Here is a 15,209-nt window from a genome sequence, read left to right as displayed (position 1 = left end):
CTCCTGGCGGCGCTGCGGGGCCGGCGCGGGCTGCTGCGGCGGCGGGTACGCCTGCGGGGCCGGCGCGGCCTGGTAGGGCTGCGGCTGGGCCTGCGGGGGCTGCCGGTAGCCCTGCGGGGGCTGCGGCGGGTTCTGCCGGGCCTGGTACGGCGGCGGGGCCACCGGCGGGCGCTGGGAGTAACCGCCCGACCCGCGGCCGTTCTGCGGCGGCTGCGGGGGCCTGCCCTGCGGTGCCGGGTAGGGCTGCGGGGCCTGGTACGGCTGCGGGGCCTGGTAGGGCGGCGGGGCCTGGTAGGGCGGCGGCGCCTGGTACGGCTGCGGGGCGACCTGCGGGCGGTCCAGCTCCTCCGGGTCGAAGTAGCCGATCTGGGTCTGCTGGTTGCGGTCGCGGGCGGCGCGCAGCTGGGTCTGCCACGGGTGCGGCGCCTCCGGCTCGACGGCGGGCGCGCCCGGGGGCACCGGCGGCATCACCCGGGTGCGGTCCGCCCCGCCGGCCGGCGGCGGCGTGGCCATCACCTGGGTGCGGTCCTCGGCGCCCGGTGCGGCGGCGACCACCTGGGTCGCGGCGCCCTGGTCGAACCCGCGCGAGGGCAGCACCTGGGTGGCGTCGGCGGAGCCTGCCGGCAGCGGGTTCACCGCGGTCGGCGCGGGGGCGGCCAGGGCCGGGTCGGTCACCAGCAGGTCGCCGACGGCCAGCGCGGCCTCGACCGCGGCGGGCGAGGAGTGCACGCCGATCCCGGCGGCGACCACCCGCAGCGCCTCGGCCAGCGCGACCGAGGTCGGCCGCTCGGCCGGGCTCTTGCGCAGGCAGCGCTCGATGACCGTCCACAGCGGCTCGGGCAGTGACCGCGGGCGCTCCGGCTCCTGGGCGAGGTGGGCGTGCAGCACCGCGATCGGGCCGTCGCCCTGGAACGGCGGCCGGCCGGTGACCAGCTCGTAGAGCATGATGCCGGCGCCGTACACGTCGACCGCGGCGGTCTGCGGGCGGCCCTCGGCGGACTCCGGGGCGACGTACGCCGGGGTGCCGACGAACTCGTGGGTGCGGGTGATCCCCGGGGAGTCGGCGAGGCGGGCGATGCCGAAGTCGGTGAGCATCGGGTGCATCTGCTCGGAGCCGTCCGGACCGGCCGTGGTCGCCAGCAGCACGTTGGCCGGCTTCAGGTCGCGGTGGACGATGCCGTCGGCGTGGCTGACCGCCAGCGCGTCGGCGATCTGCGCCATCAGCAGGGCGCCGGCGATCGGGCTGAGCGGGCCGTTGGAGCGCAGGTAGCGGAAGAGGTCCGGCCCCTCGACGAGGTCCATCACCAGGGCCAGCAGCTCGCCCTCCACCACCAGGTCGCGGACCCGAACGATGTTCGGGTGGCTCAGGCGCAGCAGCACCGACCGCTCCCGCAGGAAGCGCATCACCACGTCGGGGTCGGTGGCGAGCTCCTCGCGCAGCACCTTGACGGCGACCGCGCGGCCCGGCTCCAGGCCCGGAACGGCCGCGTCGTCGCGGACCCGGCCGCGGAAGACCGTACCGGTGGCCCCTCGCCCGAGGCTCTCCTCGATCAGATACTTGCTGCCGACCGGCCGCACCTGTGACTCCTGTGGTCGCTCGTCCTCGCTGCCCGGAGGTCGGACAGGTGGCCACGATTCCGCGGTTTTCGCAAACTCTAACGGTGCCCGGGCGGCTTGCCGAGGCGAGCGCACCGCGAGCTGCGCGGAAGTCTCGGGGGCGCCCCCTAGGGGACGTCCGGGCTGACGTGCCGTCGGCCCGGCCCGGGCGATGATCGCAAGATCGTCAAATCCGGTACCGTGCCCGGACTGTCGCTCCAGGGTGGCAGGATGGCAGGCACCACACGTGTGCAGAAGGGACCCGGGCGAGATGCAGATCCGGCTCACCGTCCTTCGACCGCGCAGCGGCCCGGCCGGCGCCGGATCGTCCACGGACGTGCTGGTCACGGCACCCTCCGGCACGGCGCTCGGCGCAGTCGCCGGCGCGCTCGCGGGCGCGGCGGGCGTGCGCGGCCCGCGCTCCGCCACGCACGTACAGCTGTACGCCGGTACGGAGCGGGTGGACGACCAGGCGCTGCTCGGCCGTCCCCCGCTGATCGACGGCGCGGTCCTCTCGCTCGGCGAACCGGACCCGGACAACGGGCCCGAGGAGCTGCCCGCCGCCGCCGAGCTGCGGGTCGTCGGCGGCCCCGACGCGGGCGGCGTCCACCGGCTGCACGGCGAGGAGATCAGCGTCGGCCGCTCCAGCGAGGCCGACGTGCCGCTCGACGACCCGGACGTCTCCCGGCTGCACCTCGCGCTGCACCTGGCCGACGGAACGGTCTCCGTCCGCGACCTCGATTCCACCAACGGCACCCTGCTGGACGGCCGGTGGCTGCGCGGCGACGCGGCCCAGCTGCCCGACGGCGGGCTGGTCCGGCTCGGCGAGTCGACCCTGCAGATCGCCCGCCCGGAGATCCGGGGGAATTCCGGGTCGCGGCCGGCCGTCCCGGACGGCGACGGCCACCTCCAGCTCCCCGACCGGCCGGGCGCCCGGGCAGCCGCCTCGGCGCCCCCGCCGCCCTCGCAGGCCCCGCACGTCCCAGGTGGCCGACCCGGCCGCCCTGCTGCTCACCGCGCTCGGCCCCGGCCCCCGGCTGTGGGAGCGCACCCCGGCCCACCCGGACGCGCTCGCCGTCCGGCTCGGCACCGCCGACCGGCCCGGCGGTCCGGGCACCGCCCCGGGCACCCTGCTGCCCGCCGTCCCGGTCACCGTCGACCTGCAGACCGCCGGCAGCCTCGGCCTGGCCGGGCCCCGACCGCGGCTGACCGGGCTGGCCCGCGCCGTGCTCGCCCAGCTCGCCGTGCTGCACCCGCCGAGCGGCCTCGCCCTGGTGGTGGTCGCCGCCGACGAGCAGCGCGCCGCCGACTGGCACTGGACGATGTGGCTGCCCCAGCTGCGCCCCGGCCAGGGGCAGGACTGCCGCCTGCTGGTCGGCTTCGGCCCCGAGCAGGCGGAGGCCCGGCTCGCCGAGCTGGCCGCCGCCTCGGGCGGCCCGGAGGCCACCGTCCTGCTCGTCGACGGCGATCCTGGCACCCCGGCCGCCCGCGAGGGCCTCGACCTGCTGCTCCGCCAGGGCCCCGCCGTCGGCGTCTTCACGGTCTGTCTGGCGGAGTCCGACGGGGAGCTGCCGGCCGGTGTCGGCGCCCGCGCCGCGGTGACCGGCGAGGTCGCCACCCGGCTGACCGTCGACCTGCCCGCGGGCGGCACCCGGGAGCGGATCGAGGACGTCGCGCTGGACGCCGTCCCGGCCGCCTGGGCCGAGCGGCTCGCCCGGGCGCTCGCCCCGCTGCGGGAGGCCGCCCCGGCCGCCCGCGGCCCGCTGCCGGACGCCCTGCGCCTGCTCGACCTGCTGCGGCTGGAGGCCGTCACCCCGGCCAAGCTCTCGGACCGCTGGGCCGAGCTGCCGGACGGCGCCGGCGCGGCCACCGCCCTGATCGGCACCGCCCGGGACGGCCTGTGCACCGTCGACCTCGCCGACGCCGAGGCCTTCGACGGCAACAGTGCGGAGGGCGGCCCGCACCTGCTGATCGGCGGCGCGGCCGGCTCCGGCAAGACCGAGCTGCTGCGCACCCTGGTCGCCTCGCTGGCGGTCGCCGAGCGCCCGGAGCGGTTGGAGATCACCGTGGTGGAGTCCCGCTCCCCCGCCGACCGGGACCAGTCGGCGGGCCTGCGGGCCTGCACCGACCTGCCGCACGTCACCGCCCACCTGGACGCCGCCGCGGACCCGCGGCAGGCCCTGCTCACCGCCGAGGCCCTGCTGGACGAGCTGTCGCGCCGTGAGGCACTGCTCGGCGGGCGGGACTTCACCGCCTGGCACACCGCCCGGATACTCCGCAAGGCGCCCGCCCTGGTCACCGCGGGCGGTTCGACCGGGGCCGCAGCCGCGGCCGCGGCCGCCCGGGTGGTCGAGCAGCGGACCGCGCCGGACGCGGCCGCCGCGCAGCGGGTGCCCGCCCGGATGGTCGTGGTGGTCGACGACCTCGACGCGCTGTACGCGCCGACCTCGCCGGCCGGCCGGCCGCTCGCCCGGGCGCTGGCCGCGGTCGCCGAGCGCGGCGGCCGGCTCGGCGTCCACCTGGTCGCCGCGACCGGCGCGCCGGAGCGGACGGCGGGCACCGAGATCGACGAGGCCGCCCAGCTGCGGATCGCGCTGCGCACCGACCACCCCGCCGAGTCCGACCAGCTGATCCACCTGCCGGACGCCGCTGCCCTGCCGGAGGAGACGCCGGGCCGCGGCTACCTGCTGCGCCCGGACGGCGGGGTGACGGCCTTCCAGACCGCCCGCGTCAGCGGCCGGATCCCGCGGACCTCGACGCTGCGGCCGACGGTGGTGGCGGTGGACCCGATGCAGCTCGGCCTGCCGCCCACCCGCCGCCCGGTCCGCGAGCTCGGCAACGGGCCGACCGACCTCGCCCTGCTCGCCAGCGCCCTGCAGCGGGCCGCCGCCCAGGGCTGAGCGGGCCGCCCGGACAGGGCGCCCAGGAGGCGTCCTCAAAGGCGCTCAGTGGTCGGTTCAGGGGCGCGTGGGGGCACCTACGAGGCGTCCGTGCACCTTTGAAGAGACGCTCTGGCCGCCCCAGCGTGCGGCGGCCGCGGCCGGCTCCAGCTCGGTGGGCCGGCGGTCGCTGCCGCGTTCCCGCAGCAGCTCGCCGGGCAGGCTGTAGCGGGGGGCGGTCTGCAGGCCGCCGCGCTCGGCGTGCCGGACGATCTCCTCGACCAGCGAGGCGGCCATCCGCAGGCGGGGCCCGCGTGTGGGGATCTCCTGGCCCTGCGCGCCGGTGACGAACCCGGTGGCGCGGCCGAAGTCCGCGGTGACGCCCCGCCGGGCCAGGTACGCCAGCGGTCCGCGGCGCTCGGCGATGCCGGGCGAGGAGTGCCCGACCCCGTGCCCGGTGAGGAGGACGGCGGCCATGTCGGCCCCCTCCACCTCGAACCGCTGCACGCCCTCGGCCGTGGCCGAGGTGCCCGGGTCGCGCAGGGCGCAGGCGTGGAACAGCAGCTCGGGGTCGAAGTCGGTGCCGGGCCGGACGCCCTCGTGCTCGGTGAGCAGCATCGCGAAGAGGTAGCTGCGAAAGCTGTGGTTCGCGACGGGCTCGGTGACGTGGGCGCGGACGCGGTCGGCGGTCGGCAGCGCCGTCGGCGTGGTGGGAAGCCCGGGAACCGGCGTCATGGGAGCGACCGTAGCCAGCGGGACTGATCCGCCGTCAGTGGCGGGGCTGCCACTCCTCGTCAGGATCGTGCCACGGCGCCGCGGGCCGGCCGGTGACGGGCCGGGACGCGCGAGGGGCGCGGAGAACCGGATCGGTTCCCCGCGCCCCTCGTCAGCCGGTCAGCGGCCGGTGCGCAGCAGGGTGCGGATGACCCGCATCGCGACAGAGAGGCTGGACAGCTCGTAGTTGTCCGAACCCCTTATGTCGTCGAGCGTGGTCTTCGCGCGGCTGAGCAGGGTGCCGTTGAGGTCCGCCCAGGCCTTGTAGCGGTCCTCCGGGGAGGAGCCGGCGGGGCCGCAGGCCAGCACGTCCGCGGTGAGCGCGGAGTGCGCCGCGAAGAGGTCCTCGCGGATGGCGGCGCGGGCCATCGAGGACCAGCGGTCGGTCCGCGGGAGCTCGATGATGCGGTCCAGCAGGTAGGTGATCTGCAGGCGGTCGGCGAGGTCGTAGTAGAGCTCGGCGACCTCCATCACGTCGGAGTCGGAGCGGTCCGCGACGCCGACGATGTCGAGCGTCGGGAACGCCGAGGAGAGTCCGGCGATCCGGTTGGCCAGCTCGTCCGGCACACCGGCGGACGCGAGCTCCTCGTAGACCGCCTCGAACCAGGCCAGGTCCTCGCCGCGGAGCGGCTTGGGCAGGCTCTCCCAGACCTGGTTGACCCGGTCGTGGAAGAACTCGATGGTGCCGGCGATGTCCAGCGGCTGGCGCCGGTTGTTGAGCATCCAGCGGGTGGCGCGCTCGACGAGCCGGCGGACGTGCAGGCGCATCTTGGTCTGCACCCGGGCCGCGACCTTGTTGTCCAGGCCCTCGATGTCGTCCCAGAGCTGCTCCAGGCCGAAGACGGCACGGGCGGCCGCGTGGGTGCGGGCGATCTCCTCCATCGTCGCGCCGGTCTCCTCGCGGAGCCGGAAGGCGAAGGTGCAGCCGCCGCGGTTGATCGTGTCGTTGACGATCAGGGTGGTGATGATCTCGCGGCGCAGCGGGTGGTTGTCGATCGCCTCGGCGAACCGGGCCCGCAGTGCGCTGGGGAAGTACAGGTGCAGCGCGTCGCGGAAGTACGGGTCGTCGGGCAGGTCGGTGGCGAGCAGCTCGTCGGCCAGCGTGATCTTGGTGTAGGCGAGCAGGACCGACAGCTCGGGCTGGGAGAGCCCGCGGCCGGCCTGCTGGCGCTCGCGGATCTGCTTCTCGGTGGGCAGGAACTCCAGGGCGCGGTCGAGCTGCCCGTCGGCCTCCAGCCGGCTGATCATACGGGCGTGCACGTTGACCATGCTGGGGGCCTGCGCGACGGCGTTGGCGAGCACCACGTTCTGCGCGTAGTTGTTGCGCAGCACCAGACGGCCGACCTCGTCGGTCATCTCGGCGAGCAGGGCGTTGCGCTGCTTGACCGTCATGTCGCCGTCGGCGACCACCTGGTTGAGCAGGATCTTGATGTTCACCTCGTGGTCGGAGGTGTCGACGCCGGCCGAGTTGTCGATGGCGTCGGTGTTGATCCAGCCGCCGGTGCCCTCGGGGCCGCCGCTCGCGGCGAACTCGATGCGGCCGAGCTGCGTGCAGCCGAGGTTGCCGCCCTCGCCGATGACCCGGGCGCGGACCTGGTTGCCGTTGACCCGGATCGCGTCGTTGGCCTTGTCGCCGACCTCGGCGTTGGTCTCGGTCGAGGCCTTGACGTAGGTGCCGATGCCGCCGTTCCAGAACAGGTCGACGGGCGCCTGCAGGATCGCCTTCATCAGCTCGGCCGGGGTGAGCTTGGCCGCCTCGACGCCGAGCCGCTCGCGGACCTGCGGGGAGAGCTGGATGGCCTTCGCGGTGCGCGGGAACACGCCGCCGCCCGCGGAGATCAGCGACTTGTCGTAGTCGTCCCAGGAGCTGCGGGGCAGGTCGAACAGCCGGCGGCGCTCCGCGTAGGAGACCGCGGCGTCCGGGTTCGGGTCGAGGAAGATGTGTCGGTGGTCGAAGGCGGCGACCAGGCGGATGTGCTCGCTGAGCAGCATGCCGTTGCCGAAGACGTCACCGGACATGTCGCCGATGCCGACGACGGTGAAGTCCTCGGCCTGGGTGTCGACGCCGATCTCGCGGAAGTTCCGCTTGACGGACTCCCAGGCGCCGCGGGCGGTGATGCCCATGCCCTTGTGGTCGTAGCCGGCCGAGCCGCCGGAGGCGAAGGCGTCGCCCAGCCAGAAGCCGTACGACTCGGCGACGCCGTTGGCGATGTCCGAGAAGGTCGCGGTGCCCTTGTCGGCGGCGACGACCAGGTAGGTGTCGTCCTCGTCGTGGCGGACCACGTCGACCGGGTGGACGACCTCGCCGCCCTTCAGGTTGTCGGTGATGTCGAGCAGCGCCGAGATGAAGGTCTTGTACGAGGCGACGCCCTCGGCCAGCCAGGCATCGCGGTCCACCGACGGGTCCGGCAGCTGCTTGGCGACGAAGCCGCCCTTGGCGCCGACCGGCACGATGACGGTGTTCTTGACCATCTGGGCCTTGACCAGGCCGAGGATCTCGGTGCGGAAGTCCTCGCGGCGGTCGGACCAGCGCAGGCCACCGCGGGCGACCTTGCCGAAGCGCAGGTGGACGCCCTCGACGCGGGGCGAGTACACCCAGATCTCGAAGGCCGGGCGGGGCGCCGGCAGGTCCGGGATCGCCTTCGGGTCGAACTTCATCGACACGTAGGAGTGCCAGTCGCCGTCGTCGGCGTGCTGGAAGAAGTTCGTCCGCAGGGTGGCCTTGATGAGGTGCAGGAAGGAGCGCAGGATGCGGTCCTCGTCGAGCGAGACGACCTCGTCGAGCGCGCCGTCGAGCTCCTCCATGAGGCCCTCGGTCAGCTCGTCGGCGCCCAGCCGGTGGCTGGGGCTGAGCCGGGCCTCGAACAGGTTCACCAGCAGGCGGGTGGTGTGCGCGTTGTTGCGGAGCGCGTCCTCCATGTAGTCCTGGGAGAAGGTGCTCCCGGCCTGGCGGAGGTACTTGGCGTAGGCGCGCAGCATCATGGCCTGGCGCCACGTCAGGCCGGCGGTGAGGACGAGGCCGTTGAAGCCGTCGTTCTCGGCGCGGCCCGTCCAGGTGGCCGAGAAGGCGTCCTGGACGCGCTCGCGGGCCTCGTCGGTCAGCTCGGTGGCCTCGCGCAGCCGCAGGCCGAAGTCGTACACCCACGCGGTGGTGCCGTCGGAGCGGCGCAGTGCGTACGGGTGCTCGTCGAGAACCTCGACGCCCAGGCGCTGCAGCACCGGCAGGACCTCGGTGAGCGAGATCGGGCCGCCGACGCGGTAGATCTTGAAGCGGCGCTCGTCGTCGCCGGCGCCGACCGGCTGGTACAGGTTGAGCCGGAAGTCGCCCTCGCCGTGCAGCGCCTCGATCTGCTTGAGGTCGGCGACGGCGGTGCGCGCGGTGAAGTCGGCGCGGTAGCCGTCGGGGAAGGCGTTGGCGTACTTGTGGGCGAGCTCGGCGGCGCGCTCCTCGCCCAGCTCGATGTGGAGCTGGTCGTTGAAGCCGTCCATCCAGAACCGGGCGGCCTCGGCCAGCTTGGCCTCGATCCGCTCGACCTCGGCGTCGGTGAGCTGCGGCAGCTCGGCGCCGGGGGCGACCCGGACGACGAAGTGCAGGCGGGTCAGGACCGACTCGGTGGCGTACACCGTGTAGTCGATCGCGTCGCCGCTGAGCTCCTCCTTCAGGATCTCGGTCAGGCGCAGCCGGATGCGGGTGGTGTAGCGGTCGCGCGGCAGGTAGACCAGCGCGGAGAAGTAGCGCCCGTACTCGTCCTGGCGGAGGAACAGCCGCAGCCGGCGGCGCTCCTGCAGGTAGAGGACGTTGGTGGCGATGGCCTGGAGCTCCGCCGCCGGGGTCTGGAACATCTCGTCCCGGGGGAAGGTCTCCAGGATCTGCAGCAGGTCGCGGCCGTCGTGGCTGTCGCCGGAGAAGCCCGAGGTGGTGATGACCTCCTGGACCTTGCGGCGGACGACCGGGATGCGGGTGACCGACTCGGTGTACGCGGCGGAGGAGAACAGGCCGAGGAAGCGGCGCTCGCCGACGACCTCGCCGTTGGCGTCGAACCGCTTGACGCCGACGTAGTCGAGGTAGGCGGGGCGGTGCACGGTGGCGCGGCTGTTGGCCTTGGTCAGCACGAGGAGCTTCTTCTCGTGCGCCTTGGCGCGGACGGGGGCCGACAGCCGGCCGAAGGCCTCGCTGACCGGGTGGTGGTCGCTGTCGTGGCTCAGCGGGTCGGCGCGCAGGATACCGAGGCCGGTGCCGGCGACGGCCTTGAGGACCTCCTCGCCCTGGTGCTCGACGAGGTCGTACTCGCGGTAGCCGAGGAAGGTGAAGTGGTCGTCGGCCAGCCAGCGCATGAGCTCCCAGGCCTCGCCGACCTCCTGCTCGGGCAGGTGGGCCGGGGGCTGCTCGGCGAGCTCGTCGGCCAGGCGCAGCGCGGAGTCGCGCATCTTGGACCAGTCCTCGACGACCTCGCGGACGTCGCCGAGGATGCGGCGCAGGTTGGTCTCGATGGAACGGAGGTCGGCGCGGTCGGTCTCGCGGTCGATCTCGATGTGCATCCAGGACTCGACGATCGCGTCGGCGGGCCACTCGGTGCCGGCGGCCTGGCTGCGCGAGCAGGCGTCGACGTCGAGGATCTCCAGCAGCTTGCCGGTGATGTCGCGGCGGACGGCGAGCTGGGGGTGGACGACGAGGTGGATGCCGCGGTCGAGGCGGGTCAGCTCGTTGGTGACCGAGTCCACGAGGAAGGGCATGTCGTCGGTGACGACCTCGACCACGGTGTGGCCGCAGCTCCAGCCGTTCTCCTCGACGGTCGGGGTGTGCACCCGGACCTCCGCCGTCCCCTGCGGGCGCTTGAGGCCCAGCCGGTAGTGGGAGGCGGCCGCGCCGTAGACGTCGACCGGGTCGCGGTCGACCAGGTCCTCGGGCGCGGTGTGGAGGTAGTAGTGGTGCAGGTACGCGGCCAGAGCGCCGTTGCTCAGACCCTCCCCTGGCGCCGCTCCCCCCACCTGGCTGTTCTCAGCGGCTGCTGCTGCCTTGGTGAGCAGTTCGGCCTTGGCTGCGTCCAGCTTGGTCTGCATGACTGTTTGGCTCCTGTCGCGCGCCGTTGCGTGACTCGGTGATGGCTGGGTGTGCACCGCCGGGTCTGTCCGCAATACTCCCGTATCCCGGGGGCGAAAACCGCTCGTGCCACGCATGAGAAGCCCTGCACCTGGGTACGACAGCTCGTTTGGCCAGCGGGGGAAGGCCCCGGCGACGCCAGTCAGCCTAACCTGATGAAACGAAGGTGTCAGGGGACACGGAGGAGCAATCCTGCAGGATGCCGACGCCCTACTGGACACCTTGTCCAAACCGGCGGGTCACTTCGTGTCAGCCCCTGTCAGCTGTTTCCGTCCCGTCACCCCGGGTGCATCCGGCTGTCGCCGGCGGGCGGTGCGAAGGTCTCCTCGACCGTCCGGGCCGACGTCCAGCGCAGCAGGTCCGGGGCGGTGCCGACCCTGCCGCCGGCACCGCCCGGCCCGTCGTTGACGTGCAGGCCGGCGGCGGCGAACCGGAGCCGGTCGACGGCCTGCGCGGTCGCGTACCGGTCCCGGGCGAGCACCGAGCCGGCCGTTGCCTGCGGGGTGTCGGTGCACACCCGGTGCAGGGCGGCTTCCCAGTCCGCGTCCTCGTACACCTGGACGGCGAGGACCGGTCCGGGGCACTCCGACCGGAGGACCTCGCTGCGGCCGCCGGTGCACTCCAGCACGGTCGGGCGGACGAACCAGCCGATGGCGTCGTCGTACTGGCCGCCGGCCGCGAGCTCCACCCCGGGGTCGTGCCCGGCCCGGTCGACCGCGGCGCGGGTCCGCTCGTAGGCCGATCCGTCGATCAGCGCACCCATGGCGGTGCCGAGGTCGGTGACGTCGCCCACGGCCAGCGCGTCGACCTCGGCGAGGAGGTCCGCGCGGATCCGCCGCCAGAGGGTGCGCGGCAGGTGGGCGCGGGCGATCGCCGAGCGGTTCTGCCCCTGGTACGCGAAGGCGCCGTGGAGCAGCGCGGGGCGCAGCAGGTCCGGGTCGGCCGACGGGTGGGCGAGCAGGAAGCCCTTGCCGCCGGTCGCGCCGGCGATCCGCGGGTGGTTGCGGTAGCGGCCCAGGTGGGCGGCGATCTCCGTCCACAGGCTGTGGAAGGTCTCGGTGGCGCCGGTGAAATGCAGCCCGGCGAGGGCGGGGCTGGCGAGCGCGACCTGCGTGGGCGCCCGGCCGTCGCCGGTGACCAGGTTGACCACGCCGGGCGGCAGTCCCGCCGCCTCCAGCAGCCGCATCAGGTGGTGGGCGGCGAGGGTCTGGGCGGGCGCGGGCTTCCAGACCACGGTGTTGCCCATCAGGGCGGGGCCGGTGGCCGCGTACCCGGCCCGGGCGGTGGAGTCGAACCGGGTGAGGGCGTAGACGAAGCCGTCCAGCGGCCGGTGGTCGGCGCGCCGCCACGTCCCGGGCGGGGACTCCGGCTGCTCGGCGAGGATCCGCCGGGCGGCGTGCACTGCGGACCGCCAGAGGTCGGCGAGGGCGCAGACGGCGTCGAGCTCGGCCTGCCGGGCGGTCGTGGACTGGCCGAGCACCGTGGCCGCGGCGATCGTCTCCCGCCAGGGTCCGGCCAGCAGGTCGGCGGCGCGCAGGAGGACGGCGGCCCGCTCGTCGAAGGGCAGTGCCCGCCAGTCCGGGGCGGCGGCGAGCGCGGCGTCCACGGCGAGCCGGGCGTCCTCGTGGGTGGCGTTGCCGAGCAGGCCGAGCCGGGCGGCGTGGTGGTGCGGCTGGACGACGTCGATCCGCTCGCCGCCGCCGAACCGCTGCTCGCCGGCGATCGTCATCGGCAGCGGGACGGGTTCGGCGGCGAGCTCGTCCATCCGGCGTTCCAGCCGTTCCCGCTCGGGGCTGCCGGGGGCGTGGCCGCGCACCGGCTCGCTGACGGGGGCGGGGACCCGGGTGACGGCGTCCAGGGGCATGCGGGGCTCCGCTCGTTCCGGTGACGGCTGCCCCACCAGGTTGACCGCCGCCGGCCGGATCCGGGCCCGTCGACACGCCTGGCCGCGGCCGGCCCCGACCGGCCGCGGCCAGCAGGGGCCCGGCAGGCGCCGGGCCGGGTCAGCCGGTCAGCTCCTCGGCCACCGCGACGGCCTCGGCCAGCGAGTCCACCACCGGCACGCCGACGGCCTCCAGCTTCTCCCGGGTGTGCGAGCCGCCGGTGTACAGCACGGCGTGGATGCCCGACTCCAGGGCGGCCTGCGCGTCGTCCGCGGCGTCGCCGATCAGCACCGTGCGGGCGGCCTGCAGGTCCGGGCCGAGCGCGGTGAGGTGGGCCGCCAGGAAGCCCGCCTTACGGCCGCCGGAGGCACCGGTGCGGCCGTCCACCCGCAGGAACCGGTCGGTCAGCCCGAAGGCGTCCACCACGGGCACCAGCCGCTCGTGCTCGTACATCGACAGCAGCGACTGGCTGCGGCCGGGCCGGGCCGTCCAGCCGCTCAGCAGCTCCGGGACGCCCTCGGTGAGGCCGCAGCCGGGGCTGAGCTCGCGGTAGCGGTCGTGGAAGGCGTCGTCCAGCGCCTCCCACTCGGACTGGCTGGGCACCCGGCCGAGCAGCCGCTGGTAGAAGCGCGGGATCGGGATCTCGTAGAGCTCGCGGTACTCCTGCAGGCTGAGCGGGGCCAGCCCGACGGTCGCGAAGGCGGCGTTGCTGGCACCCAGCACGGCCTCCATGTCGTGGAAGAGCGTGCCGTTCCAGTCCCAGACGATGTGCGTGCGCATCCCAGGAACGCTACCTGCCGCAGCCGACGGTCAGGCCAGCAGGCCCGGGATCTCCTGGGTGGCGAACCAAAGCAGCTCGTGGTCCTCGGCGCCGTCGACGGTGAACTGGGCGTCCTCGTCGCCCTTGTCGGCGGCCTCGATCGCGGCGGCCGCTGCCGCCACGTCGGCGAGCACGTCCGCGTCGGCGACGTCGGCGTGCACCGCGGCGGCCTTGGCCAGCGGCACCGGGCCGTGCAGCACCACCCGGCCGAGCGAGGCCTGGTCCTGGTACTCGTCGCCGGCGAACGCGCCGACCGCGGACTCCGCGACCTCCACCGCGAGGACGACCCGTCGGCGCGGCGCGTCCGGGTCGGCCGCCAGCAGCCGCAGCGAGGCCTGCGCGGCACGGTTCAGCGCCGCGTACTCCAGCTCCTCGATGTCGTCGCTGACGTACCACTCGCGCAGCGCGGGGGTGACGGCGTAGGCCGCGACCTGCTCCAGGACGCCGCCGGGGTGCGCCGCCGCCAGGCCGGTCAACGTGGTGGGCACGTACACGCGCATCGCTGGCACTCCGCTCCTCGGGGTGATGTCCTCGGTCGTGCGGACCGTCGGGCCGCGACCGCCGCGCCCCCAAGGATACGGGCCCGGTGATCACCGCACGGCCCGGACGGCGGAGAGCCCGCGCACCGGTCGGTCAGCGCGCCGCGCCGAGCGCCGCGAGGGTGGTGCGCAACGCCGAGTCCAGCACCTCGGGCCGGCGGGCCGGGTCCATCATGTTGGGGCCCATCACGGCCAGGTCGGCCAGGGTCGGGGCGAGCAGCTGCACCCGGGTGCCGGAGGCGCGCAGCAGCCGGGCCTCGCGCATCATCTGCCGGGTGACGGTGCGCCGGTAGCGGCTGACCAGCTGGGCGAGCATGCCGCGCGGCCGGTCCCGGGCCCGCCACTCGCGCAGCGCGGCGACCGCACCCCGGCCGGGCTCGGCCCGGCCCTCCGGGTGCAGCCGCAGGGCCATCGGGGCGAGCACGTAGATCTCGTCCAGGCCGCGGCCGACCATCAGGTCCGCGTTGGTCGCCGACCAGCAGCCGCCGTCCACGTACGGGCCGCTGCCGTCCACCTCGACCGGGGCGAACCAGCCCGGGATCGCGCAGGACGCCATCACCGCGTCGGCCATCGGTGCGGGCGGGGCCCCCGCGTCGCCGAAGACCACCCGGCGGCCGCTGCGGTAGTCCACCGCGACCACCCGCAGCGGTGAGCCGTCCGGCCAGCCGTCCCCGCCGGGCAGCGCGCGGACCAGCTCGCCGACCGGCGCCACCGAGCCGCGGCCGGGCGGCACGACGGCGGACACCATCGTGAGGAAGGGGTAGTCGCGCGGGTGCCGGACGGCGTCCCGGAGCAGGCCGGGCGAGCCGATGCCGGGCCCGGGCCGCAGCGGCATCGCGCCGCCGGCCGCCGTGTCGTAGTCGAACTCGACGCCGGCCAGCGGGCCGGTGGTGATCGGCAGCCCGCGCTGGTGGTCGCGGAGCTCGGCCGGCCGGACGCCGGCCGCGAGCAGGGCCCCGAGGATGGCCCCGGCCGAGGTCCCGAGCAGCACGTCCGCCGAGCCGGGCCGCCAGCCGGTGGCCTCCTCGACCGCGCACAGCGCACCGACCGTCCACGCGGCGCCGAGCATGCCGCCGCCGCCGAGCACCAGCCCGCGTCTCGGTCCGCCCGCCCCGCGGGCCGCGGCAGGTTCGCCGCCGGTGGTCACCTCGGTCGCCATGCCGCCTCCCTGGGGTCGTCCGACTGCCGATCCTCCGCCCTACCCGGCGGTAGATCCGGTCGCCCGGCCGCCGCGCGGCGAGGTTTTCACCTGTCCCGGCCGTACTCCTTCGTGCACCGCCGCACCTTCCCGCACGTCAACCGGCCGCCCCGGGAGCAGCTCGGCCGGCCCGGCGGCCCGGGCCCGTATCACCCGGATAGGTGACACGGCGGTAGTCGTCCGGCCGGCGCGGGAGAGTCCTTGAGCGCCGCCGCGGGCGGTCGATAGCAACAGCAGCGGCACCCCGCCGGAACCCGCCCGACAGGAGGTCGGCCGATGGCCGAGCACTGCACCACCGCCCCCGCCCACGCCGCGCAGCACGCCGCGGACCGCGCCGCGCTGCCGCTGGTCCGGCCGCTGGTGCACGTGCCGGGGCGGGTGCAGCCGCGCCGGCCCGTCCGCCACCCGCACCCCGGCCG

8 protein-coding genes and 1 pseudogene are annotated in these 15,209 nt (G+C 75.1%); 2 read left to right on the top strand and 7 right to left on the bottom strand.

All coding sequences use genetic code 11. The features are described 5' to 3' along the window. On the bottom strand, positions 1-1,578 hold a 1,578-nt coding region (locus KSNIM_RS23555), incomplete at its 3' end, for a serine/threonine-protein kinase (protein ID WP_263105148.1). A gap of 190 nt (positions 1,579-1,768) precedes the next feature. Here KSNIM_RS23555 and KSNIM_RS39140 point away from each other — a divergent pair. Both KSNIM_RS39140 and KSNIM_RS23550 read left to right on the top strand, forming a co-directional pair. Continuing rightward, positions 1,769-2,386, top strand: a pseudogene (locus KSNIM_RS39140) (FHA domain-containing protein); the annotation flags it as partial. 196 nt (positions 2,387-2,582) lie between these two features. Continuing rightward, positions 2,583-4,496 carry an FtsK/SpoIIIE domain-containing protein gene (locus KSNIM_RS23550; protein ID WP_317634050.1) on the top strand — a complete coding sequence of 638 codons (1,914 nt, stop codon included), beginning with the start codon at positions 2,583-2,585 and terminating at the stop codon, positions 4,494-4,496. A gap of 57 nt (positions 4,497-4,553) precedes the next feature. Here the strand turns inward: KSNIM_RS23550 and KSNIM_RS23545 are convergent, their stop codons facing one another. The 6 genes from KSNIM_RS23545 to KSNIM_RS23520 form a co-directional block, all read right to left on the bottom strand. Next, positions 4,554-5,210, bottom strand: a complete 657-nt coding sequence (locus tag KSNIM_RS23545) for a hypothetical protein (protein ID WP_263105146.1) — start codon at positions 5,208-5,210, stop codon at positions 4,554-4,556. A gap of 159 nt (positions 5,211-5,369) precedes the next feature. Beyond that, positions 5,370-10,310: an NAD-glutamate dehydrogenase gene (locus tag KSNIM_RS23540; protein ID WP_263105145.1), complete on the bottom strand. Its 4,941-nt coding sequence runs from the start codon at positions 10,308-10,310 to the stop codon at positions 5,370-5,372. Positions 10,311-10,627: 317 nt separating this feature from the next. After that, positions 10,628-12,208 (bottom strand): aldehyde dehydrogenase family protein, encoded by a 1,581-nt coding sequence (locus KSNIM_RS23535; RefSeq protein ID WP_263108076.1) that lies wholly within the window; start codon positions 12,206-12,208, stop codon positions 10,628-10,630. Between the two features lie 145 nt (positions 12,209-12,353). Further along, entirely contained in the window at positions 12,354-13,013 is a 660-nt protein-coding gene (locus KSNIM_RS23530) for an HAD family hydrolase (RefSeq protein ID WP_263105144.1), read from the bottom strand. 30 nt (positions 13,014-13,043) lie between these two features. Continuing rightward, entirely contained in the window at positions 13,044-13,553 is a 510-nt protein-coding gene (locus tag KSNIM_RS23525; RefSeq protein ID WP_263108075.1) for a DUF6912 family protein, read from the bottom strand. A 133-nt stretch (positions 13,554-13,686) separates the two neighbouring features. Beyond that, positions 13,687-14,751: a patatin-like phospholipase family protein gene (locus KSNIM_RS23520; RefSeq protein ID WP_263105143.1), complete on the bottom strand. Its 1,065-nt coding sequence runs from the start codon at positions 14,749-14,751 to the stop codon at positions 13,687-13,689. Between the last annotated feature and the right edge of the window lie 458 nt (positions 14,752-15,209).

The sequence above is a fragment of the Kitasatospora sp. DSM 101779 genome, from assembly GCF_025655475.1.
Classification (GTDB): Bacteria; Actinomycetota; Actinomycetes; order Streptomycetales; family Streptomycetaceae; genus Kitasatospora.
The sequence above is the reverse complement of the archived record's forward strand: the minus strand, read 5'-3'. Positions and strand labels throughout refer to the sequence as shown.